This is a genomic window from Acinetobacter terrae, from assembly GCF_002135195.1.
Lineage (GTDB): Bacteria > Pseudomonadota > Gammaproteobacteria > Pseudomonadales > Moraxellaceae > Acinetobacter > Acinetobacter terrae.
This window is the reverse complement of sequence record NZ_NEGF01000002.1, coordinates 305,997-329,401: the sequence shown is the minus strand read 5'-3', so window position 1 is coordinate 329,401 and position 23,405 is coordinate 305,997. Positions and strand designations below refer to the sequence as shown.

The 23,405-nt window shown below is 41.1% G+C and carries 21 protein-coding genes, 4 tRNA genes and 1 riboswitch; of the genes, 15 read left to right on the top strand and 10 right to left on the bottom strand.

Annotated features, from left to right (window positions below):
- Positions 1 to 24: 24 nt before the first annotated feature.
- A riboswitch (TPP riboswitch) is annotated at positions 25 to 153 on the bottom strand.
- 90 nt (positions 154 to 243) lie between these two features.
- Positions 244 to 1,308, bottom strand: a complete 1,065-nt coding sequence (locus tag B9T23_RS03910; protein WP_171263044.1) for a hypothetical protein — start codon at positions 1,306 to 1,308, stop codon at positions 244 to 246.
- A gap of 275 nt (positions 1,309 to 1,583) precedes the next feature.
- Between B9T23_RS03910 and abuO the strand changes: the two genes are divergently transcribed.
- Together abuO and phoU are read left to right on the top strand one after the other, a co-directional pair.
- Complete coding sequence (abuO, locus tag B9T23_RS03905; RefSeq protein ID WP_086193070.1) at positions 1,584 to 2,936, top strand: multidrug efflux outer membrane protein AbuO; 1,353 nt, start codon at positions 1,584 to 1,586, stop codon at positions 2,934 to 2,936.
- Between the two features lie 95 nt (positions 2,937 to 3,031).
- The gene (phoU, locus tag B9T23_RS03900) at positions 3,032 to 3,751 is read left to right on the top strand and encodes a phosphate signaling complex protein PhoU (RefSeq protein WP_067722404.1); all 720 of its coding nucleotides are present in this window, start codon (positions 3,032 to 3,034) and stop codon (positions 3,749 to 3,751) included.
- Positions 3,752 to 3,858: 107 nt separating this feature from the next.
- On the opposite strand, the gene B9T23_RS03895 is transcribed toward phoU, so the two are convergent.
- Positions 3,859 to 5,661 carry an ABC transporter ATP-binding protein gene (locus tag B9T23_RS03895; RefSeq protein WP_086193069.1) on the bottom strand — a complete coding sequence of 601 codons (1,803 nt, stop codon included), beginning with the start codon at positions 5,659 to 5,661 and terminating at the stop codon, positions 3,859 to 3,861.
- A gap of 135 nt (positions 5,662 to 5,796) precedes the next feature.
- Here B9T23_RS03895 and B9T23_RS03890 point away from each other — a divergent pair, with 135 nt between their 5' ends.
- The gene (locus B9T23_RS03890) at positions 5,797 to 6,411 is read left to right on the top strand and encodes an alpha-ketoglutarate-dependent dioxygenase AlkB family protein (protein ID WP_086193068.1); all 615 of its coding nucleotides are present in this window, start codon (positions 5,797 to 5,799) and stop codon (positions 6,409 to 6,411) included.
- Between the two features lie 212 nt (positions 6,412 to 6,623).
- Here B9T23_RS03890 and B9T23_RS03885 read toward each other — a convergent pair whose 3' ends face one another.
- On the bottom strand, positions 6,624 to 7,397 hold the full coding sequence (locus tag B9T23_RS03885) for an IclR family transcriptional regulator (protein WP_086193067.1): 774 nt from the start codon (positions 7,395 to 7,397) through the stop codon (positions 6,624 to 6,626).
- A gap of 479 nt (positions 7,398 to 7,876) precedes the next feature.
- On the opposite strand from B9T23_RS03885, the gene B9T23_RS03880 reads away from it, so the two are divergent.
- Genes B9T23_RS03880 through B9T23_RS03870 form a run of 3 tightly spaced genes read left to right on the top strand, consistent with a single transcriptional unit; the run spans position 7,877 to position 11,229 of the window.
- Positions 7,877 to 9,964: an FUSC family protein gene (locus tag B9T23_RS03880; RefSeq protein ID WP_086193066.1), complete on the top strand. Its 2,088-nt coding sequence runs from the start codon at positions 7,877 to 7,879 to the stop codon at positions 9,962 to 9,964.
- 2 nt (positions 9,965 to 9,966) lie between these two features.
- Positions 9,967 to 10,173 (top strand): DUF1656 domain-containing protein, encoded by a 207-nt coding sequence (locus tag B9T23_RS03875; RefSeq protein ID WP_067722394.1) that lies wholly within the window; start codon positions 9,967 to 9,969, stop codon positions 10,171 to 10,173.
- Positions 10,174 to 10,221: 48 nt separating this feature from the next.
- Positions 10,222 to 11,229: an HlyD family secretion protein gene (locus B9T23_RS03870; RefSeq protein ID WP_067722392.1), complete on the top strand. Its 1,008-nt coding sequence runs from the start codon at positions 10,222 to 10,224 to the stop codon at positions 11,227 to 11,229.
- 98 nt (positions 11,230 to 11,327) lie between these two features.
- Here the strand turns inward: B9T23_RS03870 and ruvX are convergent, their stop codons facing one another.
- From ruvX to recN, 3 genes are all read right to left on the bottom strand, one after another.
- On the bottom strand, positions 11,328 to 11,771 hold the full coding sequence (gene ruvX / locus B9T23_RS03865; protein WP_086193065.1) for a Holliday junction resolvase RuvX: 444 nt from the start codon (positions 11,769 to 11,771) through the stop codon (positions 11,328 to 11,330).
- Entirely contained in the window at positions 11,764 to 12,318 is a 555-nt protein-coding gene (locus tag B9T23_RS03860) for a YqgE/AlgH family protein (RefSeq protein WP_067722388.1), read from the bottom strand. Before B9T23_RS03860 ends, ruvX begins: the two co-directional genes overlap by 8 nt.
- Before the next feature lie 119 nt (positions 12,319 to 12,437).
- Complete coding sequence (recN, locus tag B9T23_RS03855) at positions 12,438 to 14,099, bottom strand: DNA repair protein RecN (RefSeq protein ID WP_086193064.1); 1,662 nt, start codon at positions 14,097 to 14,099, stop codon at positions 12,438 to 12,440.
- A 666-nt stretch (positions 14,100 to 14,765) separates the two neighbouring features.
- On the opposite strand from recN, the gene ppnP reads away from it, so the two are divergent.
- The 3 genes from ppnP (at position 14,766) to B9T23_RS03840 (ending at position 16,918) form a co-directional block, all read left to right on the top strand.
- Positions 14,766 to 15,089 (top strand): pyrimidine/purine nucleoside phosphorylase, encoded by a 324-nt coding sequence (gene ppnP, locus B9T23_RS03850; protein ID WP_067722386.1) that lies wholly within the window; start codon positions 14,766 to 14,768, stop codon positions 15,087 to 15,089.
- Between the two features lie 130 nt (positions 15,090 to 15,219).
- Positions 15,220 to 15,969: a 23S rRNA (guanosine(2251)-2'-O)-methyltransferase RlmB gene (gene rlmB, locus B9T23_RS03845; protein ID WP_067722384.1), complete on the top strand. Its 750-nt coding sequence runs from the start codon at positions 15,220 to 15,222 to the stop codon at positions 15,967 to 15,969.
- Between the two features lie 31 nt (positions 15,970 to 16,000).
- Complete coding sequence (locus B9T23_RS03840; RefSeq protein ID WP_086193063.1) at positions 16,001 to 16,918, top strand: DMT family transporter; 918 nt, start codon at positions 16,001 to 16,003, stop codon at positions 16,916 to 16,918.
- Here the strand turns inward: B9T23_RS03840 and coaE are convergent.
- The 4 genes from coaE to pilB are packed head-to-tail and all read right to left on the bottom strand — an operon-like array spanning position 16,915 to position 21,372.
- The gene (coaE, locus tag B9T23_RS03835) at positions 16,915 to 17,529 is read right to left on the bottom strand and encodes a dephospho-CoA kinase (protein WP_086193062.1); all 615 of its coding nucleotides are present in this window, start codon (positions 17,527 to 17,529) and stop codon (positions 16,915 to 16,917) included. The two genes, B9T23_RS03840 and coaE, sit on opposite strands and share 4 nt — an antisense overlap.
- 14 nt (positions 17,530 to 17,543) lie before the next feature.
- Positions 17,544 to 18,404 carry a prepilin peptidase gene (locus B9T23_RS17135; protein ID WP_086193061.1) on the bottom strand — a complete coding sequence of 287 codons (861 nt, stop codon included), beginning with the start codon at positions 18,402 to 18,404 and terminating at the stop codon, positions 17,544 to 17,546.
- Entirely contained in the window at positions 18,404 to 19,630 is a 1,227-nt protein-coding gene (locus B9T23_RS03825; RefSeq protein WP_086193060.1) for a type II secretion system F family protein, read from the bottom strand. Before B9T23_RS03825 ends, B9T23_RS17135 begins: the two co-directional genes overlap by 1 nt.
- A 29-nt stretch (positions 19,631 to 19,659) precedes the next feature.
- Positions 19,660 to 21,372, bottom strand: a complete 1,713-nt coding sequence (gene pilB / locus B9T23_RS03820) for a type IV-A pilus assembly ATPase PilB (RefSeq protein ID WP_086193059.1) — start codon at positions 21,370 to 21,372, stop codon at positions 19,660 to 19,662.
- A gap of 280 nt (positions 21,373 to 21,652) precedes the next feature.
- On the opposite strand from pilB, the gene tpiA reads away from it, so the two are divergent.
- From tpiA to B9T23_RS03790, 6 genes are all read left to right on the top strand, one after another.
- Entirely contained in the window at positions 21,653 to 22,444 is a 792-nt protein-coding gene (gene tpiA / locus B9T23_RS03815; protein WP_086193058.1) for a triose-phosphate isomerase, read from the top strand.
- A gap of 13 nt (positions 22,445 to 22,457) precedes the next feature.
- Positions 22,458 to 22,787, top strand: a complete 330-nt coding sequence (gene secG / locus B9T23_RS03810; RefSeq protein WP_086193057.1) for a preprotein translocase subunit SecG — start codon at positions 22,458 to 22,460, stop codon at positions 22,785 to 22,787.
- 53 nt (positions 22,788 to 22,840) lie between these two features.
- Positions 22,841 to 22,925: transfer RNA gene (locus B9T23_RS03805), tRNA-Leu, on the top strand.
- A gap of 47 nt (positions 22,926 to 22,972) precedes the next feature.
- A tRNA-Met gene (locus B9T23_RS03800) sits at positions 22,973 to 23,049 on the top strand.
- Positions 23,050 to 23,120: 71 nt separating this feature from the next.
- Positions 23,121 to 23,197: transfer RNA gene (locus B9T23_RS03795), tRNA-Met, on the top strand.
- Positions 23,198 to 23,289: 92 nt separating this feature from the next.
- Positions 23,290 to 23,366, top strand: a tRNA-Met gene (locus tag B9T23_RS03790).
- Positions 23,367 to 23,405 lie beyond the last annotated feature (39 nt).

Genomic DNA, 23,405 nt, shown 5'->3' with positions numbered 1-23,405 from the left:
ACAAACAGATAAATTAGGGGCTTAAGTTTTTAGATGCTTGATTCCTACGCAGGTCTTAACCTGATCAGGTTCAACGGTACTCGTGCTTAAGTTCTTTATAGAAAGAACTGACACAATCTCAGCGAGCAATTACTCGCGCTCCGTCAAGCGATGGACAAATATTAACACGCCCAAGCACTAAAAAACATTCACATTAAATATCGCTTTTATAGGCTTCTATGGACTTTTAATTTAAAGCAAGGATTAAAGACATACTGCATCACTAAAACAATCACGTGTTTTAGACAGGCTTAAATTTTGCAAAGCTAAATACTGATCTAACTGTTTGAGTGTGAGCTGATGTTCAGACATCGATTGTTGTTCTTTTGGGCTTAACTGAACTGGAATTTCTTTTAAGCGCTGCTGTTCGGATAATTGTAGAAATTGCAGAAATTTTGTCGCTTGAAGCGCTAAATACGAATTTTTGACCCGAGCTAATTTTTCAATTTCATCCATCGAGTTACTTTGAATTGTATATTTATCCGTATAAGTGTCAGAGACAGGCGAGTCCTTCATACCCTTAAATAAAAACAGGGTATACATCTGCAAAAGATACTCTGCATCTTTGCGATAGCTGCTTTTAGGGTATTGATTTAAATATTCCTCCCAAAATAAGGCACGGGTTGCGACCTCGTGCGGTTCAATCATTAAGGTGTCTTCAACAAACACAGGCATCATATTCTGTGTCGCCAAATTTTCGATAAAGACCTGTTCTGCCCGTGGCAGATAGGGGGCAAAAATTTTGGCTAAATATTCAGGGCTACGACGATAATTGACCAAACCTTTGCCTGCATCAAACAGCTCGATATAGGCTCCCTTATGTTTTAATAAATATTGGTCACGTAAAGTCAGCTGTTCAAAATGGCTTTGCTGAATGGTTGGATGCTGGGATAAATCAAAAGCATAGGCTTCAAAAGCCACTTGTTGGGGTGGTGTTCTATCTACTGTTAAGAAGTTGTTATACATTTGAGTAGACAGTGCCAACAAATGCTGTTGTTCAGCAAATGTAGACAGCGGCAGGCATAATTTTAAATCTTGATTGATCTGTTCTAATGCAAAAGTGGTACGTTCGGCATTAATTTCCGCCATATTCTTTTCAATATTTTTACATAATAAAGATAAATCCACCGTTTCATCTTGCTGTGATTGTTTTTGTAGCTGTTCTGGAATAGGCTGAGGTTCATGTTTTTGACAGCCGAGCAAAAGCATCAAAATGACAAAAGGAAGGCATCGCTTTACAGAGGATTTTTTTTTGAAAGGCACAGTCATTCGATATCTGGATACATGCGGCAATGATTTTGGTGGATTGCGGCTATTTTATAGCTGAAAAGGATTTTGTCTGTGTAGTATTGTGCAGGAGTTTAGTTACGCGGTGTGATCATTGACTAGCATTTTATAGATGAATCGATATAGCATGGGCGGATTGTAAAAATTAATAAAAATCATACGGAAAATTAAGGAGATCACTCTAATATTGCATAGTTTCCTTTGAAATATGCATGTTTGCAGATGGTCAGGTACGGTGCAGGGATTTACCATAAAAAATGAATATAAAAATAGTCATCAGTGCATGTGTTTTACTGATAAGTCCAGGCAGTTATGCGTTGGATTTAGTTGAGGCTTATCAACGTGCAAAAACTACAGATCCAAACTGGCAAGCCAATCTTTTACAGTATGAAGCGGACCAATTAAATTTGGGGATTGCAAAAGGAAATTTACTTCCAACCATTACTGTTTCTGGAAATGTCACGCGTAAAAGCCAAGATGCGAACCAGACCAGTGTTCCGGGTTTTCCTGCGGATGCATTTAGCTCATCTTCTACCACCACCAAACAAATTGCCATGACTGTTCGCCAACCGATCTTCCGTTGGGATGCGTGGGAAGGTTTAAAGCAGGTGAGAACTTCGGTGAGTTTGAGTGAAGTCAATTTACAACTACAACGCCAAGAACATATTTTAAATGTCTCTGAAGCTTATTTTAATGTGTTACGTCAACAGAGTTTAACCACTGCAAATCTGCAAGAAGAAAAAGCCTTGTTGGAACAGCTCAACTTGATGAATGCAAAATTGCGAGAAGGTCTGGTTGCAAAAAGTGATGTCAGTGAAGCCAATGCGCAATATGAAAGTGCACGAGCCAATCGTATTGCCACTCACGTGCAATTGATTTTGGCACAAGAGCAACTGGCGCAAATTATTGGACCCTATCGTGAAAATTTAGCGGTACTCAGAGACGACTTTAAATTTCAAAAACCGTATCCTGCTGATTTGGATGCCTGGACGGCTTTAGCGCAAAGCCAGAATCTTTCGATTCAGCAAGCACGGATACAACAGCATTATGCAGAAGATCAAAAACGCGTCGAACAAGCCGCGCTATATCCACAAATTGAGGCGGTAGGCAGCTATGGTTATGCCAAGCAATCTCCACAAAATGTCATATCGAGCGATGGTCAGTTTGATCAGATCGGCGTGGAGATGAACTGGAATGTCTATAACGGTGGACGCACGCAAAAATCCATTCAAAAAGCCGCTGTGAATGTGAAAAAAAGTGAAGCTCAGTTGGATGCCGCGATTCGAAAAGCCAATACCGATGTGAAAAAGTCCTATATGCAGGTGGAAACCGATCAAGCCAAATTACAAGCCCGTAAAGCGGCAATGGATTCATCTAATGTTGTATCTCAAGCCTCTAAAGCACAATATCAGGAAGGCTTAAAAACCATGGTAGATGTGCTGTTAGCGCAACGAAATGCTTTTTCTGCCAAGCAAGATTACTTAAATGCACAATATGATTATTTAATTAATGTACTGCGCTTAAAAGCCTCGGTTGGAAAATTAACAGAACAGGATATTGAAGAAATGAATGCCTGGCTGATCGATAAAGCAGCCACGCAACCAAGCTAAACATTTGGATTTTTGTCATGAAAGTTTCATGTTAGATGTGATTTAATATTGAACAAGATTTCTCATCCTAAAATCGCTGTTGTGGAGTAAGCCCCTTGCCAAATAATCCGGTGTTGAATCACCATATTTCTTCGCAATTTAATGAAGAATTGCAGGATGTAAATACTAAATTTATGACCATGGGCGGTTTAGTTGAACAACAAGTTGCCAATGGTATTCGTGCTTTATTGGACACCGATGCAAGTTTGGCGATTGATGTGCAATTCCAAGACAATGCCGTCAATCGTTTAGAGACGGAAATTGATGAAGCCTTAACGCTGATTTTGGCGCGCCGTCATCCGGCTGCAATTGATTTGCGTATGGTAATCGCCATGTCTAAAGCCAATACCGATCTAGAGCGTATTGGTGATGAAGCGGCAAAGATTGCACGGATTGCACAGAATTTGTGTGAAGAAGGCAATTCACCGCGTGGCTACATGGAAACCCGTCATATTGGCAATCAGGTGCGGGTGATGATTCATGATGCCCTAGATGCCTTTGCACGTTTAGATGTCGATCAAGCTTTGCGTGTGTTACTTGCGGATGCTGACATTGACCGTGAATATCAATCGGCAACACGTACCTTAATGACGTATATGATTGAAGATCCGCGTCATATTTCACGGGTGATTAATGTGTTATGGGTGCTGCGTTCTTTAGAACGTATTGGTGACCATGCACGCAATATTTCTGAACAGGTCATTTATATGGTCAAAGGTTTGGATGTGCGTCACACCAGCGTTGCAGAAATTGAAGAAAAAGTTCAAGAACGTTAATTTCTAAATCAATTCTAAAAAAAGCCTGCTTATTGCAGGCTTTTTTTTATCAGTATCAGATTCATTGAAATCAAATTTGAAGAACAGGTTCAAAAGAGATTTTGTATCTAACTATGCGTTTCTTCCTCGGTATCATCCTCAAAAGTTTTGGCAATCTTTTCAATGTTTAGACTCTTGGCCATGGCATCAAAAATTTCTTTATACACGCCTTCCTGATGATAAAGCGCATCATGTTCGCCGTGTTCGGCAATGCAGCCTTCTTTCATTACATAGGTGTAATCGGCATCAATAATTTGCGACAAACTATGCGAAATCATAATCACGGTTCGCCCTTGCTTGATTTGATCCAGACTTTGTTTGATTTGCTCCGAAGCTATCGCATCTAAACTGGCAGTCGGTTCATCCAGAAAAATAATCGGTGGGTTTTTCAAGAACATTCGTGCAAGGGCAATGCGTTGTTGTTGACCGCCTGAAAGCATCAAGGCATCGGCTTCATACGCATGTGGAAGCTGTAAGATTTGCTCATGAATTGAGGCTTTTTGGGCAGCCCTCATGACATCTTCGATACTGGCATCGGTTTTACCATAGCGAATATTTTCAAAAATAGAACCTTGGAAAATATGATTTTTTTGTAGCACCAAACCAATATGATCGCGTAGATATTGAGTGTCGATGTCTTCCAGATTGATGCCATCGAGTTGGATTTGCCCAGATGCAGGTTGATAAAATTTATCCAGCAAACTGATCAAGGTCGATTTCCCCGCACCGGATAAACCGACCAAAGCGGTGATTTTATTCGGTTGAATCACCATATTGATGTTCTTTAAGGCATGATGGCCATTGGGATAATAAAATTCGACATTTTTAAGTTCAAACTTGCCGGTGATGGCCGGTTTTTGTGCGCCACTCGGCTCGATTTCATGATCGGCTTCTAAAATTTTAAAGAAGCTTTCCGAGTAAATCATTGCATCATTCACTTCATCATAAATACGATGTAGCGAACGAATAGGGGCGGAAACGTTATTGAATAACAGCACATGGTACATAATCATGCCGATACTCATTTGCCCATCCAGCACGAAATAAGCGGTCAAAATGATGATCAGCACAATACCAATCTGTTCGATAAAGGTTTTTAAACCGTCAAATATAAAACTGGTTTGACGGGTCTGCATTTGATTGTTGGTCAGTTCTTTTTGTAGTTTGAGTTGTTTGTCGGATTCAATCGATTCACGGTTAAAGGATTTAATCACGGTAATCGAGTTAATAATACTTAAGATTCCCTGGCTCTTTTTTTCACGTCCATCACGCAGCTTACGTCGCCATCCCCCCAGTTTTTGTGCCTGTTTAAAGGTCAGCCAAAAATAAATGGGTACAATACTTAAAGCCACCAAACCGACATAGAAATTGGCATAGAACATCAGGCCAAGCGCTACAATTGCACTGGTAAACAACGGCAAGATATCAATAAAAAAGATTTGAACCAGACGCGTGAGCGAGCCAATACCACGGTCGATACGGGTTTGTAATTTACCAGCCTGATTATTGTCTTCATTAAAAAAAGCCAGTCGATAGGTCAGGAATTTTTCAATGATGCCCTGGGCCAAATCCTGCGAAACAAAAATGCGCAGCTTTTCGCCATAAAATTTTTGTCCAAATTGCACGAAGGCATTGATGACTTCTTTACCCAATAAAATGGCAGAGATGGTGATTAGAATATGCCAGCCTTCAGACAGCCCTGAACCGGCTTCAATCAGACGATTAATGCTATCAACCGCATATTGCAAAGTCAGTGCATTAACCTGTGCGGTTAAGGAACCAATCAGGGTTAAAGCCAGTGTTGCGATAACCAATAAGCGATAGGGACGCACAAAAGGTCGAAGTTTTTGAAATAAGTGCCATAAATTCATATGCAATTTTTTTATTGTTCAGCTTGATTTGAGTCTAAGCCTGATTTTCTGATGTCACAAGCGCATACAATGTTTTGAATTGTGACCAGAGATCATCCGCTAAAATAAAAGTGAATCTTAAACTTATTTTTGACCATGAACTTTGAATTGTTTGCGCCTAATGCTCAAGCCAATCTATTGCCCTGTGACGGGATTGTAGAAGATTATGGCCTGATTTTAACGTCGGAACAGAGTGAACAATATCTCCGCTATTTTTTAGCACATTTGGCCTGGCAACATGACGAAGTGATTTTACATGGTCAATATTATAAAACTGCGCGTAAAGTGGCTTGGTATGGCGATGAAAACTATCAATATCATTATTCAGGCACCTTTAAGCAGGCACATTTGTGGAATCCTGCACTGTTCCGTTTAAAACAACATATCGAAAAATTGGTCGGGCATTCTTTTAATTCATGCTTAGCCAATTTATATGAAAATGGCACTCAAGTAGTGGGTTGGCATAGCGATGATGAGCCTTCACTGGTAAAAGCAGGTCAAGAAACCGTAATTGCTTCTCTGAGTTTCGGTGCAACCCGTAAATTTAGTTTTAAGCATAAACACAAGGCAGAAAAAGTCGATTTGCTTCTACACAGTGGTCAGCTGATTGTGATGCGAGGCAAGACGCAGCAATATTGGAAGCATGCTTTGATGAAATCGACACGGATACTCGAACCTCGGATTAATCTAACCTTCCGTTATTTTTTCTAAACAGATGTATTTAATCGGCTAAAAATAAAGGTAAAAAAAAGCTCATGCATAGGCACAAGCTTTTTCTCTGAGGATGTCGCTCAAATTGTCATGGAATACAATGGGCCACATGAAGAACAATAATCATATTATGAGAATAAGTTTGATATTAAAATCATTGAAACAGGCTTTATTTTACGTAAATTGATATTTGGTTGAATCTACGCAAAATTTTAAAGATCTTCATCTTTAGATAGTTCAGCAAATTTTTTCTCAATCAGTGCAGCATTTTCCTGCAAAATTTCGACCAGTTTGTGGAAGTTAATAAATTCAAAGCGATTTTTAGAAGCTAATAAAGTCAAAGCCAAAGGCGGTTCTTTGCTAGAAAATTTCACAGGAATAGAAAGACTGGCCAAATTTGGATCCACTTCGCCATGGGAAAAATAATAACCCTGCTTCTTAATCTGTTTCATCTGCAACATGAACGCTTCTTCGCTATGGGCAAATCCAATTTCAGACAGTTCGGTCGCAAAGCGCTGGTAGTAATCCAAAATGCGCTGTTTGGGTAAATGCGCCAAAATCACTTTAGCAGAGGAGCCCTTATAGATGGGGCGAGGGCAACCACGACCATAAATCAGGGTGGTCATGTCTTTATACAGTTCATGATGAATATCGATACATGAATCATAATTCAAATGCGTGAGCAGACAGCTAAATTCAGTACGTTCCACAATTTGTTGCATAAACGGAATGCTAATTTGCACTAAAGGATCGGTGGTACGGGAAATATAGTCCAGTACTGCAATTTTAGTACCTAGGGTGTAGTCACCTGAAGTACCACTTAAGCGTTGTAATAATTCTGAGGATACGAGTTCTTTCAAATACCGGTAACTGGTGGGTTTAGACAGTCCTAATTCCTCACTAATGATATCGACATTAATGATAGGGCGAGACACCGAAAATAGATCCAAAACGGTGAGAATCTTACCAAAACTAGAAATTGCCATAAGTACCTGCTTGGTCAAAGCATATAAAAAGAGAAAGTAACATGTATTACTTTATAACAAAAAATTAGCGGGAGGAGAGCTTTTGTTGGGGCAATGCTGTATTTGTCGGCATTTAAAATATTTTATATCCAGTATGAGAAATTTAATGACTGCAGGTTAAATATATTCTCTTAATTTTAGTTAAATTATCATAATAAGATATTATTATTGACTTATTGTGATTTTATTGGAAAAATAGGCCAAATAAATATCCAATGATGAATTTTTAGTCTGCTTGGGTTGACTGTTTTTTTATTTTATTTCGCATAAAGAACACCATGCGAAAATTTCTCCATTCATTTTGAATGACGCTCATTTCTGATGACATGTTTACCCATGTATATTTTTTACACGATGTATCTTTAAGATATTTCGTGCACTTTAGTCGTCGTTAAAAAATCTGTGGAGTGAAGCGTTAAACCTGAATCTGAGATAAACCCATGCTGCTAACCAAACAATTACTTGCATTTCGTCCAAACAAAATGGACTGGATTTTTGCGACTAAAACTTTTGTGGCAGGCATGTTGGCACTTTATATCGCATTTTCTTTGAATCTGGCTTATCCGATTTGGGCTATTGGTACCGTATTTATCATTGCCAACCCGTACTCCGGCATGACCTCTTCAAAAAGTATTTATCGTGTTTTGGGAACCTTGTTGGGGGCAATTGTCTCGATTGTAGTTACCCCGATTTTGCTTAATACGCCGTGGTTATTTACCTTTTTCTTGGCGGTTTGGGTGGGATTCTGCCTGTATATTTCACTGCTGGATCGAACGCCACGCAGTTATGTCTCGATGCTGGCAGGTTATACCACGGTCATTATTTGCTACAACATTGTTTATTATGCCGATACGGTGTCCATCTTTGATATGGCGATTGGGCGTTTTCTGGAAATTACCGTCGGGGTGGTCTGCAGTGCGATTGTCAGCACGACCATTTTCCCGCTGCATATCGGGCCGGCTGTGGAAACCCGTGTTGCAAAAACCATTCAGGATACCAATGTGTTATTTGATCAGATCTTGCTGGATCAAAAGCAAGTGGATAGTTACAACCAGTTGTTGGGGAATATCACCCGGGATACCTCGGATATCCATGCGATGGCGGTGCATTTATCGTATGAAAAATCCAGCCTTCAGGGCATGACCAAACCGCTGCAGGAAATGCTGCATCAATTAACTGTATTGGTGGCAAATCTGGTGGCGATGTCTGAGCGCCTGAAACAGCTCGATCAAATTGATATGACTTATCGTAGCCATCTAAAAGCTGTACATGCCCATATTGCAGAATTTTTAAAAGATGAGCATGAGATTAAACAACAAGAACTTAATCTTTTACCCAGCCAGTTTGAATCCGATTTTGATGCCTTAGTGGCATCAGCACGACCTGAACAAGTAATCATTTTAAATGGCTTGAAGATGGATATTCGGCATTTTATTCAGAATGTTCGAGCAGTGAAACTGATTTGGCAGCGCATTCAGCAAGGGGATGATTCCTTGCCTGAAACTATTACCCCGTTAACCACGACCTATCCGAGTTTGCATCGGGATCATGGTGTGGCAGTACGTGGGGGAGTTTCGGCATTTATTATTATTATGATTGCCACCGCTTTCTGGATTTTAAGTGGCTGGAAAGCAGGGTTCATGTTGGCGGAAATGGCCGCAATCACGGCCTGCATTTTAACTGCCATGGATAATCCGGTACCGGCCTTAAAAATGTTTATTCGTGCCAGTATTTATGCGGTTGTGATGGTGTTTATTTATGCCTACGGGATTTTTCCGCATGTTACGACCTTTTGGGAACTGATGTTGGTTCTGGCGCCATTCATCATCTTCTGTCTGATGTTATTTCCTCATCCCCCCTTAACAGGACTGAGTCTGCCTTTACTGATGGGAACGGTGATGGGGCTGAATTTTCAGAACACTTATGCGCTAGATCAGATTACATTTTTTGATGCGTCTATTGCTTCGCTGATTGGTCCGATGATTTCGGTGTATGTGATTCACCTCGTTCGGGCAATGTCTCCCGATATTACCGTACAACGTATTTTAGCTGTGCATTATAAAGCGGTCAGAAAGGCCTTATATCTGCCTTATGGTGCAGATTTTAAACGGCATTTACGTAGCATGCTGGATCGGATTGGCGTGCTCAATAGTAAAGCCGCTGTCCAGTCGCAAAGTTTAAACAAAGAAATTCATTTGGCACTGATTGAAACCAGTGCGGTGGTTGACCTGACGCGACTGCAGGAATTAATCGAAAAACTGCCCGAGCAAGAATCTATCGTTTCTTCAATAGAAGATTTACAGCAGTCGCTTGATGACTATTTTCACGCTAAAGAAATGCAGCGACCCCATGCCGATATTTTACAAAATTTATTGCATAGCCTTGCCGTGGTTCAGTCGGCAACAGATGAGGTGGAAAATCAGGATGTTGCACAGCGCCTGAAGATTTCACTCAACAATATTCGCAGCAGTCTGTGTCATCAAAACACAGTAAATAAGGCTGAACAGAAAATTTTGGCAGGGAGCTAAGCATGGGTGAACTTAATCTTTACGGGGTCTATGTCCCGATCCTTTTAATCCAAAGCATTCTTGCTTATGTGCTGCTTAAAATAGTCATGATTGGAACAGATCGACTGGTTGAGCAGGGCTGGATTGCATGGCCGAGCATATTCAATTTGTGCCTGTATGTCGTGCTGCTTTTTCTGGTGCATGGGCTCTTTATTCTGTGTGCCATCTAAGATGAACATCACTACTTCCCAAATTGAAATGAATGAGGTAAACCTGAAATGACATCCTTTGATCTACGCAAAATAATCCGACCGATTATTTTGCTGGTGGTGGCGCTGATCGCGATTTTCGCCATTATCCATATCTGGAATTATTACAATTCCGAACCGTGGACGCGTGATGGTCGTGTACGTGGCGATGTTATTCAGGTCTCTTCTGACGTTTCAGGTCTGGTGATTGAGGTCTTGGTACAAGATAACCAAAGCGTTAAAAAAGGGCAGGTGCTATTTAAAATTGATGTCGCCCGTCAAGCGATTGATGTCGAACAAGCCAAATCTGATTTAGCCAAAGCTAAAGCCGGTTTAGCCGCAGCCGAAGCAGAATTGGCCCAAGCTCAAGCCAATGTGGTGAAGTCGGAAGCCAATATCAACCTAGCAGATAAAAATGCTAATCGCTATTCCAACCTGATGGAGGGTGCGATTTCAAAACAAGAACAAGATCAGATGTTTGCCACTCGTGATCAATCCCATGCAGAACATGAGCAAATAGTTGCAGCCATTGCACAAGCCAAAGCGCATATTGTGCAGCAAAAAGCGCTCATTGAAGTGGCGACCAGTCATCTGCACCTGACACAACTGAATCTGAATCGCTCTGAAGTGGTTGCACCTGCCGATGGCACCTTGTCCAATTTTGAACTGCAGCAAGGGAATTATGTCAAAGTGGGGCAAGCTGTTGCAGCACTGTTAAACCGTCAGCAGTTATACATTGTGGGTTATTTTGAAGAAACCAAACTGAATAAAATTTATGTCGGTGCGCCTGCCACCATTCAAATGATGGGCGATTCTGAAAAGTTAAAAGGCCATGTACAAGGGATTGCATCGGGTATTGAAGACCGTGAACGCAGCTCGACCTCGGGTCTTTTAGCCAATGTGAATCCAACCTTTAGTTGGGTACGTTTGGCACAGCGCGTGCCGGTGAAAATTATCCTGGATGAAATGCCAAAAAATGAATTGGCTTTTGTGGCAGGGCGTACGGCAACCATTCATATTGAAAAACCGGTCAAGTAATCGTGTTTATCTTTATTGCAATTCATCTGAGAATCTAAGCAATGAAAAAAGCCATTCAGTTTTGAATGGCTTTTTTGCATCAATGGCTTTTCACAAAATTAAGGTGTAAGCCCTTCAGGATTACGATACCAACTTTCAATAAAAAGCGCAGCCGCAACACTATCCGCAGACAGTTTTTTTGCGCGACCTTGGGCTTGATAATGACCCAGTTCATCGCGCGCTTCACGAGTGGTCAAGCGTTCATCGACCATCAAAGTTTCAATATTGGTTTGATGGCGCAAACGGCGGGCAAACTTGCGTGAGCGTGTCGAAAGTTCAGATTCACTATCATCCATATTCAGCGGCAAACCGACTAAAAATAGAGTAGGTTGATACTGTTTCACAATTTTCAGTAATTCATCCCAGTTAGGGATACCATCTTTCATCGGAAACAGGGTAAGGGGATTGGCACTTTCAATCAATGATTGACCGACCGCCATGCCCATTTTTTGTGTACCAAAATCGAATGCCATAATCAGCTGGGGTTGTGATAAATCAGGCATGTCCAATCTCTGATGAAAGCCAGGTGCGGTCTACGCCCATTTTTTTATAGGCAGCATCCCAGCGGTCGTCGTAAGGTAAGTTAAAAATTAAATCCATATCTGAATCACAGATGAGCCAGTCACCACGTGCCAGTTCTTTTTCAAGTTGGTTTTTACCCCAACTCGCATAACCCAAGGCAATTTGATAACGTCCAACGCCTTCGTTATGTGCAATGGCATCTAAAATATCTTTAGATGTGGTGATACAGACGTTTTCACCCACCGCAATGGATGAATGCCAGGTCGGTTGACCGGTATGCAGCACAAAGCCTGCTTCAGGGCGTAACGGTCCACCCTGTAATACATCATGGGGATTTACATTATCCGCTTCAATTTCCAGGTCATTCAATAATTCTTTAATTGAAAGACCAGAAGGGCGGTTAATGATAATGCCTTGAGCACCATCTTCATCATGTCGTGCCAAATAGATTACTGTATTGGCAAAAAAATCATCGGCTAAATCAGGAGGTGCAATCAGACAGCGATGTGTCAGATATTGTTTAGTCATCTAAGCCATTCCCCCCTTACAATCAAAAAATTTGATTAAATTAATAATAATGCGCTTATAACCAAATTACTAAACTAATTGGGTTTCGCCAATCATTTTTTGTGATTTAGCCTATAAACTTATACCTGATGAAACTTAAGTTGACGTAATTGCTTGGCATGTTGCAGTGTCGTGTCATTAATTTCGACACCGCCGGTCATACGCGCTAATTCATCAATACGTTGTTCTTCGCTCAGGTCGATAATAGTGCTGCTTGCAGGATCCGTTTGGCGTTTTTTAACCAGCAGGTGGTGGTCTGATTGTGCCGCCACTTGGGCCTGATGGGTGATACATAAAATTTGCACATGTTGGGCTAAATCTGCCAGCAAGCGTCCGACCATTTCTGCCGTACCGCCACTAATCCCGACATCAATTTCATCGAACACCAACACTTCAGATTCTGTTTTTTCAGCATTCATCACTTGCATCACCAGAGCAATACGTGACAGTTCACCCCCAGAAGCGACACGTGCCAATGGTTGTGCAGGAATGCCTTTATTTGCGGTAAACAGCAGTTGAATAAAGCTGAGACCTTCTGATGATGCCTGTTCCAATGGCTCAAACTTGAATTCAAAATAGGCTTCAGGCAATGCCAGTTGTTTCACCTGTTCTGTGAGTTTTTTAGCTAAAGGAGCTGCTGCTTCACGACGAATATCATCCAGGTGTTGTGCTTTGGCTAAAAAGTCTTGATGAGACAATTCAACTTGTTCAGCTAAAGTTTCAGGATCTTCCAGCTGATGCAGCTGTTCAAGCTCAGTTTGCCAAGCTTCATATTCTTGTTTCAGCATTTTAGGCTGAGTGCGATATTTACGGGCTAAACGGTGAAAGATTTCCAGTTGTACATTCAGTTCATCGACGCGTTCGGGGTCAAAACTTTGACGGTCAATAAATTGACGCAAATTGGCGGTTGCATCATCAAGTTCACTTTGTGCATTCACTAAAGAATTATAAATTTCTGAGAGTTGCTCACTGCGACCGGCATGCGACTCTAAACGACGAATAATCGAAGAAACTTCTTGAGTGATATTTTGTTCCGCTTCATCCAAGGCATTTAAACTATAGCTGCAATCCAGCATGATATGTTCATGATGACTTAAACGGTCGAACTCTTGCTCAATCTCTTTATAATCAATTTGAGTAATTTCTTCGAGTTCTTCAAGCTGTAATTCTAAAGTTTCGATCCGTTGTTTGCGGGTCGCTTGCGCATCTAATGCAGCTTGATGCTGGCGAATATCTTTTTGCCAGGTGCTATAGGCATCACGGACATCTTGTGCAGGTTGATAAAAGTTGTTGTAACGATCTAACCAATGCTTGGGATAAGGATGTTCCAACAATTGTTGCTGACTGTGCTGACTATAGAGTTGTACCAATAAGCGCCCAATTTCTTTCAGTTCAGCCAAGCTGCTTGGGCGACCGTTAATCCAGGCTTTACTGCGACCCGTCGCAAAAATCACTCGTCTTAAATGAATTTCGCCAGATTCATCATCTAACTCGTGTGCTTTAAGCCATTCAGCTTCGGGACTTTGTTCTTTATAACTAAAAACGGCGGTAACATCGGCTTTATCAGAACCAAAACGGACGTAATTGGTATCGGTACGCTCACCCAAACAGGCAGAAAGGGCGTCCAGTAATAAAGATTTACCCGCACCTGTCTCACCGGTCAGGACATTGAAACCTGGTTCAATATCAATGGCTAAATGATCGGCTAAAGCAAAATTGATCAGAGTTAAATGTGTCAGCATAAACGCATCCGAGCTGCGAAAAGTTTTAATCTAAGATAGTGAAATTCTGTTTTGGTCACAAGCCAGCTTTTAATTTTAAGATGACGTAAAACATCACTATTTTACCTGATATTCATAATGAAAATATCTTTTACTGAAGATACGCTATAAAAACAACATCTGCTTGAATAGTCTGCGTGATTTTTATCTCCATGTTCCGTTAATTTTAGAAATATTTTTGAGCTGCGATCTTTTTCATCATATTGAAAACATGTTTCATGATGATACAAAAATGGCTAAATATCTGTCGATGCAAATCATGGATCAGCATTTCTAGTGAGTATTTGGGGTTGAGGTTTAAATACTGAATTGAGTCATCCAACGAAGCTTTAGGTCTATAGCGAATTGCTTGGTTGATTGTCATTGTTTTGGTACAACATTTGCTAGGTAGAAAAGCAGATAGACCTTTAGTCGATGAAGTACAAAAACTTATTTGTGCTTATGCTAAGCTTGATTTAGACTCTCGCAAATTCGTGCTAAATCGTGCTCTTATTGATGCAGGAAAATATCTGCAACAATTTGTAAAATAGTGATTTAGCCGTATGAAACACCGATTGATTAGTTGAATACAGACCTTTAAACTACATCAATCAAAAATTATAAATGCGCATTATCTGGAGAATACGCATGTCAAATCAGTTTGATCATGTTTCTGTTATCAAAAAATCGAATGTTTATTTCGGCGGTTCATGTATTAGTCATACCGTGCAATTCGAAGATGGCACAAAAAAGACCTTAGGGGTAATTTTACCGACTGAACAAGCACTGACTTTCGAAACGCATGTACCTGAACGTATGGAAATTATTTCAGGGGAATGCCGTGTACAAATCGCGGATAAAATCGAGAGTGAATTGTTCCGTGCTGGACAGTCTTTTTATGTCCCAGGCAATAGCCGTTTTAAAATCGAGACTGATGAAGTACTCGATTATATCTGCCATTTAGAAGGCTGAGCATAAGTCGGATTAAGGCAAAGAAATTTTAGCCTGAATCAGTTAAACTAGATTTAAGCATCAATCCTGTAAAGTCAGCTTTGCAGGATTTTTCTTTTTGCATTGTATATATACATTTTAGAGGCCGTTCATGGCAAAAACCGAATATTTTTATGGCGTTCACTCAGTGGAGTCATTACTTGAGCTTGAGCCAGAGCGTGTACTTACTTTATTTACGCTAAAAGGTCGTGACGATCAACGTTTGAAAAACGTTTTGGCTTTGGCTGATCCTTTCGGGATCAGTGTACAACAAGCCAGTCGTGACAAACTGGAAAAATTGGCGGGTCAGCCTTTTCATCAGGGCGTGGTTGCCGCAGTTCGTCCGCATCCCACACTGAATGAAGAAGATCTGGATGATTTGCTGAAACAAAATCCTCAAGCACTGTTGTTGGCTTTAGACCAAGTCACTGATCCACATAACCTGGGTGCGTGTATCCGTACAGCAGCGGCAATGGGTGTTGAAGCGGTGATTGTATCGCGTGATCGTTCTGCAAGTTTAACCCCGACAGCACGTAAAATTGCTGCAGGTGGTGCAGAGAAAGTGAAGTTTATTCAAGTGACCAATCTTGCACGTACCTTGGGTAACATTAAAGATGAATTTAATGTGCGTGTTGTAGGTACCATGCTGGATGAAAAAGCATTACCCGTGCAACAGTTTGATTTCACCGGAACCGGTGTGTGCATAGTGATGGGTGCTGAAGATACTGGTCTGCGTCCAATTACCCAGTCACAGTGTGATCAGACAGTTTACATTCCGATGGCAGGAAATTTGCAAAGTTTAAATGTCAGTGTGGCAACAGGTATGGCTTTGTATGAAGCTTGCCGTCAGCGTAATGTGTAATTTTATTATCTAAGTTTAAAAGTTGTTTGCTATGTCTCCCCGGTCTCAAGGTTATCTCTATGTCGCCATTACCATGTGCATCTGGGGGGGATTTACCATTACTTCCCGCTTAAATGCACAGTGGGGAATCAGTGCTTGGGATATCACGGCTTTACGTTTTGCTTTGGCATTTTGTATTTTAATGCCGATCCTGATCTATAAGAAAGACCTCGCATTTTTATGGAAAAAAGAACCGTTTCTTTTGGCGATGATTGGTGGGGTCGGATACTGTCTGACTTCATACAGCGCATTTCACTATGTGCCTGCAGCCCATGCAGCCATCTTTCTAAATGGCTGTCTTCCTCTATGTACAGCGCTTGCCGCATTTTTTCTGTTTAAACAGCCTTTTGATAAACATACCTGGATCAGCCTGATCATTATGCTGGCTGCAATTAGTGCAATGAGCTTTTTAATGTATCAGGAAACAGGAGTGGCCTTTGGTTTTGGCGACATGCTGTTTTTGTTGAGCGCAATCTGGTGGGGGGTGTTTACCGTATTGCTCCGTCAATGGAAACTCTCTGCCTGGCATTCCATGGCCGGTGTCGCAATCTGGTCTGCGATCGTTTATGTGCCAATTTATTTAATATTTTTACCAAAAAATTTAACTGAACCTGAGCCGCTCCATTTACTGATGCAGGTGATTTTTCACGGTATCTTTGTGGTGATTGTGGCGACACTGACTTATGTGGAAGCGATCAAGCGACTAGGTGCATTTAAGACTGGTAGTATCGTGACTTTGGCACCGTTTATGGCAGCAATTCTAGCTGTACCGCTTTTAGGTGAACCCTTAAGTCTGGCGATTATTTGTGGCTTGATTGGGATGGCGATTGGTGCTTTGCAACCATGGCGCTGGATCATGCATAAAGACAGTTTGCAGCAGCAACTCGATCAACAAAAAAAGCAGTCTTAATTGACTGCTTTTTTTTGCTTGCTGCGTTGTAAATAAGTTTCATGAAGGGGTTTTAAATGGCTGTATAAATGGTCGAGATGTCCATCATTGAGCACAATATCATCAGCGAGACTCCGCTTTTTTTCACGTGGCATTTGTGACTGAATAATTTTCTGAATCTGAGCAATCGATTGGTGATCACGCATGGCAGCCCGCTGGATTTGTAAGTCAATCGATGCATCAATCAGCAAGGTATGATCGGTCAGTTCATGCTGGTTGGTTTCAAACAGCAGGGGAGAGACCAGAATCACATACGGGCTGGTTGCAGCCTGCAGCTGCTGAATAATCGATTGGCGAATGGCAGGGTGGGTGATGCTTTCTAGGATTTTGCGTGCATCTGGATCTTTGAAAATATGTTCACGTAAAGCACGGCGATTCAGTTCCCCATTATCTAAAAGAACCCAATCCCCAAAAGCAGCGTGAATTTGTTGTAACGCAGGTTGCCCTTTTTCTACAATCTCGCGTGCCACAATATCGGCATCAACAACTGTGATTCCTTGGGTTTCGAACCATGTACTTGCTGCAGATTTTCCGCTGCCAATACCACCTGTTAAACCCAAGATAAAAGTCATGTACTCACCTAAAATTATTGTCCTAAATAAACTTTCATAATTTGCTCGCCCCAAATGAAAGCAATCCAACCCGCAATGGCAATATAGGGACCAAAAGCAAAAGGTTGGTTTTCTTTACGGATTTTCAGCAGAATGATGCCAATGATTGCTCCGACCATTGATGAAAGTAGCACAATCAATGGCAACATTAAAGGACCCATCCAGGCACCTAAGGCTGCTAGAAGTTTGAAGTCTCCATAGCCCATGCCTTCTTTGCCGGTAATGATTTTAAACAGGTAATACACAATCCAAAGACATAAGAAGCCAATAATATAGCCCCAGATTGCAGAGGTAGGAGAGGTATAAATAGCATAACTATTAATGCCTAAACCTAGTGCTGCTAAAGTCAGGGTATAACGATCCGGTAGAAGCTGAGTATCAAAATCAATAAAGGTCAGTGCAATGAGGATCCAGGTTAATAGCAAACCAAAGAGCATTTGTAAGGTCGGCCCAAAGACTGCAACAATCACCAATGAACATACTGCAGTGAGTAGCTCAATCAATGGATAACGAATGCTAATTGGGTTTTTGCAAGAACCACATTTTCCACCTAAAGCAAGCCAGCTAATCACAGGAATATTTTGATACCAGCGAATTTCAGTCTGGCATTTAGGGCAGGTCGATGCAGGTTTGCTGAGGGTAAGTTTGGATTCATCAATAATGGGCTGTTCGGGATGCAAAAACAATTGGCAATCGGTGCGCCATTCTTGCTCCATCATCTTGGGTGTGCGGTAGATGACGACATTGAGAAAACTACCAATACAAAGACTAAAAAGCCCAACTGCAAGATAAAGTGCAGTTGGATTATTGATAAAATAAGAGATAAATTCTTGCATTAAATGACAGAACCCATTTGGAAAATTGGGAGATACATGGCGATGACTAGACCACCAACGAGAACGCCAAGCACAGCCATAATTAACGGCTCCATCATTGAGGTTAAGCCGTCGACAGCATTGTCGACTTCATTTTCAAAATGGGTAGCTACTTTATCAAGCATGGCATCGAGTGCACCTGATTCTTCACCAATCGCCACCATTTGCACCGCCATGGAGGGGAATTTATTGGTGACACGCATGGCAAATTGCAATTGTTGACCTGTGGCAACATCATCGCGAATTTTCATGACCGCTTCTTCATAGACACAATTGTTAGTTGCACCAGCAGTAGATTCTAAAGCATCAATCAAGGGTACACCGGCAGCAAATGTGGTCGCTAAAGTTCGACTGTAACGTGCGATAATGGCTTTATAAACCAGGTCACCAAAAATAGGAGCTTTGAGCGCTGCTTTATCGAGAAAATCACGGAATTTTTTACTACGTTTTTTTGCTTCCATAAAGCCTGCAATCATGGCGCCAATTGCAATAATCAGAAGAAACCAGTATTTTTGCATCCACTCAGACATATTGACCACCATTTTTGTAAATGCTGGCAAGTCTGCACCAAATGAACTAAACAAATCTTGGAATACGGGAACGACTTTCACCATCAAAATAATGGTCACGATAAGTGCAACAACAATAACAGCCATAGGATATTTCATGGCTTTTTTAATTTTTTGCTTTAAAAGTTCACTTTTTTCTTTATAGATTGCGACCCGATCGAGCATGGTTTCCAGAGCACCGGACTGTTCACCGGATTCAACGAGTGAGCAAAAAAGATTGTCAAAATACTGAGGATATTTTTTAAGTGCGCCTGCAAAGGTATTACCGCCTTCAACCTCACCTTTAATGCCTAAGACTACTTCACGCATAGATGGGTTTTCAAGCCCTTCAGCAACAATTTCAAAGCTTTGTACCAGAGGGACACCCGCTTTCATCATGGTCGCCAGTTGGCGCGTGAAGATGGTGATATCGAGTGCAGATACCTTTTTTTTCATTAAGCCTTCGAGAATATTTTTTCTCTTTTCCCGAATAGTCTTAATGGTAATTCCTTGCTTACGTAAGGTCACTTTAGCCAGTGCCATGTTACGTGCGGGTAATTCCCCTTTAAGTTTTTCCCCTTTACGATCAACCCCTTCATAACTGAAGGTTGGCATCATCTGTGCTTTTTTGACAGCCATGAATTTATCCTTATTTTTAAATACTTTATTTATTCGCTAGTCACACGATTGACTTCTTGAAGAGAAGTCACCCCCTGCATGACCTTGATTAATCCTGAACGACGTAAATTATTAAACCCCGACCTTAAAGATGCTGCAGCAATTTCGAGTGCATTGCCATCTTCCATAATAATTTTCGAAATTTCAGGTGTCACTTTCATTACTTCATAAATACCGACACGACCCTTATAACCTTCCCGACATTCTGAACAGCCGACAGGTTGATAAACTTTAAAATCTGGATGTTTAAAATCTTCTTCTTTAAATCCCATTTCCAACAAACTTGGTTCGGGAACATCAGCAGGAATTTTACATTGTGGACATAAACGTCGAGCTAAACGTTGTGCAATCACCAAGTTTACAGAAGTTGCAATGTTAAAAGAAGGTACGCCCATATTCCTTAAGCGCGTCAATGTTTCAGGTGCACTGTTGGTGTGGAGTGTTGACATCACCATATGACCCGTCTGGGCCGCTTTAATGGCGATTTCTGCCGTTTCTAAATCTCGAATCTCACCGACCATCACAATATCAGGATCCTGACGCAAGAATGACTTGAGAGCAGCAGAGAAGGTCAAGCCCACTTTAGCATTGACATTGACTTGGTTAATACCTTCCAGGTTAATTTCCACCGGGTCTTCGGCCGTTGAAATATTGGTATCTTCACGATTAAGAATATTCAAACCCGTATATAAAGAAACCGTTTTACCAGAACCTGTCGGACCTGTAATGAGGAGCATGCCTTGAGGTTTGTCCAGAGCTTGCATAAATAACTCTTTTTGCTCTGGTTCATAACCCAATGCATCAATACCCAGCATCGCGCTTGATGGATCAAGAATACGCAGTACTAATTTTTCCCCAAACAACGTGGGTAATGAGTTGACACGGAAGTCGATGGCTTTGCTTTTGGAAAGTTTGAGTTTAATACGTCCATCTTGAGGTAAGCGCTTTTCAGAAATATCCATTTGGGACATGACCTTTAAACGCGAGGCTAAGCGGGTAGCAAGTTGTAATGGCGGGGTAGCAATTTGACGTAACACACCATCAACTCGATAACGTACACGATAACTTTTTTCATAAGGTTCAAAATGTAAGTCTGAAGCCCCCATACGAATGGCATCAATCAGTAATTTATTAATATATTTAACAATCGGTGCTTCATCCGCCTGCTGATTATTATCTTCATCATCTTTTTGACTGAGATCTTCTTGCTCGAGATTTAAGTCGATATCATCATCAGAGAATTCAAAGCTATCTGCTTCGGCAAAGTTTTGTTCAATCAGTTTTATTAATTTTTGATGTTCAACAATTACGGCTTCAATATTCATTTTACTACTGAAGCGAATTGCATCCATTGCATCCATATTGGTCGGATTGCTGGTGGCTACATAAAGTAAATTGCCACGTTTAAAAATAGGCAGCACACGATGTTTGGTAATCAGTTTTTCATCGATTCCTTCACGGATAATTTGTGCAGAATCATAAACACTGAGGTCGAAAAGTGGCTCCCCAAACTCTTGAGAAATTTTCTCTGCAATATCCAAAGACGAAATTTTTAATTGATCAATTAAAAAAGGAACAATATCTTGATTGGCTTTTTTTGCACTTAATACTGCATTCTGCATGTTTTCAGCAGAAACTAAGCCGTCTTCAACCAAACGGCGAATAAAACCAGTGAATCTTGGTGAACCTTGTAATGCTGCCATGCTTTAATATGCCTGCTCAATCAATTTGTTTATAATTGGTATCTTTAAATTATACTTTTGTTATATAAAAATACCATATCTGAAAACGTTGTCATCTACTTAATATTAGATAAAACTTTGAACCAGTCGTAATTACATGCTGAAGTTTTTCTTGAGAATGCCGTGATGACTTGCAAAAATTAACAATGGCGAAAAAAAGCCAGATGAAAATTTTCTAAAAAATACTGAATTCCGTGTAGAATGTGCGCGGTTAAATGAATTGTTTTTAATAGGTTACTGTATGTCGGGTTCGGCTATTACTCCTTGGGTTGTTGGCAATTGGAAAATGAACCCAATGCAGGCAGACGCCAAAGAGCTGGTAAATAGTTTTAAAGAATTATTGCAAAATAATGAAATTAAAGAAGAAAATTGTCATTTAGGTGTTGCGCCTACCATGCTTGCCTTGGCCAGTGTTCAGACGGAATTCGCAAGTTCAGTCCGATCAGTTTATACCATTGCACAGAATGTTTCGCATATCGCAGGTACGGGTGCATATACCGGTGAAGTGAGTGCTGAACTTCTGAAAGATCATCAAATTGATTTTGTACTGATTGGTCATTCAGAGCGTCGTGAGATCTTTGGTGAAACTGCGAAAATCCTGAATGAAAAAGTTAAAAATGCTTTAAATGCAGGATTAACCATTATTTACTGCGTGGGTGAAAGTCTGGAGCAACGTGAAAACGGTCAGGCAGAGCAGGTGGTATTGCAACAAATTTGTGATATTGCCTCGGTTGTGCAAGCGGAACAGTGGCAAAAGATTGTAATTGCCTATGAACCGATTTGGGCAATTGGCACCGGTAAAACAGCTTCACCCGAAGATGCACAGGCCATGCATGCCAAGATTCGTGAAGGCTTAACTCAAATTACATCGTTCGGCCCAGGCATCGCCATTCTGTATGGCGGTAGTGTTAAAGCTGAAAATGCAGTAGAGTTGGCTGCCTGTCCAGATATTAATGGTGCACTGGTTGGTGGTGCGTCTTTAAATGCAGAGTCTTTCTATAAAATTGCTCAGGCTTTTGCAAATACAAAATAATTAGGAGTTCAGCATGCAAACTTTTGTGCTGGTAGTACATATTATCTTAGCCATTTTAATGATTGTATTGATTCTGGTACAACATGGTAAAGGTGCAGATGCAGGCGCATCATTTGGTGGTGGCGGTGCTGCAACTGTATTTGGTGCTTCAGGTTCAGCGAATTTCATGACTCGCTTAACTGGCGTTTTGACGGCTTTATTCTTTGTTACCAGTTTAACTTTAGCGGTGTTTGCCAAAAAACAAACTACAGATGCTTATAGCTTGAAATCAGTGCAAACAACCACGACTGCTCCGGCGAATTCGAATGAAACTTCGCCAGTCGCACCGAAAACAGGTGAATAACCTGATTTAGTTCTTTCTTTTTGGGCTTGATTCTACTAGAATGCGACACAGCTGCGGTGGTGGTGGAATTGGTAGACACGCTACCTTGAGGTGGTAGTGCCTTCGGGCGTGGGGGTTCAAGTCCCCCCTTCCGCACCAACTTGTAATCCAGAACATAAGTTGGTGTTGTGCAGCAAATCTGTTGATGCGGGATGGAGCAGTCTGGTAGCTCGTCGGGCTCATAACCCGAAGGTCGTTGGTTCAAATCCAGCTCCCGCTACCAATACTATTTAGAAGCAAACTAAATAGGCGATTTAAATAATATTTAAATGGTGATTGATTTTTGCATGTTGTTGCGGGATGGAGCAGTCTGGTAGCTCGTCGGGCTCATAACCCGAAGGTCGTTGGTTCAAATCCAGCTCCCGCTACCACTTTTTGATTAGGGTGCAACTTAATCAAGCAACCATTGAACAGTTTTTGATTGAAAATGCTCAGTGAATTGTATATAATTTTTGCACGTTGTTGCGGGATGGAGCAGTCTGGTAGCTCGTCGGGCTCATAACCCGAAGGTCGTTGGTTCAAATCCAGCTCCCGCTACCAAGTTTCTAAAAGGCTCACAAAAATGGTGGGCCTTTTTGC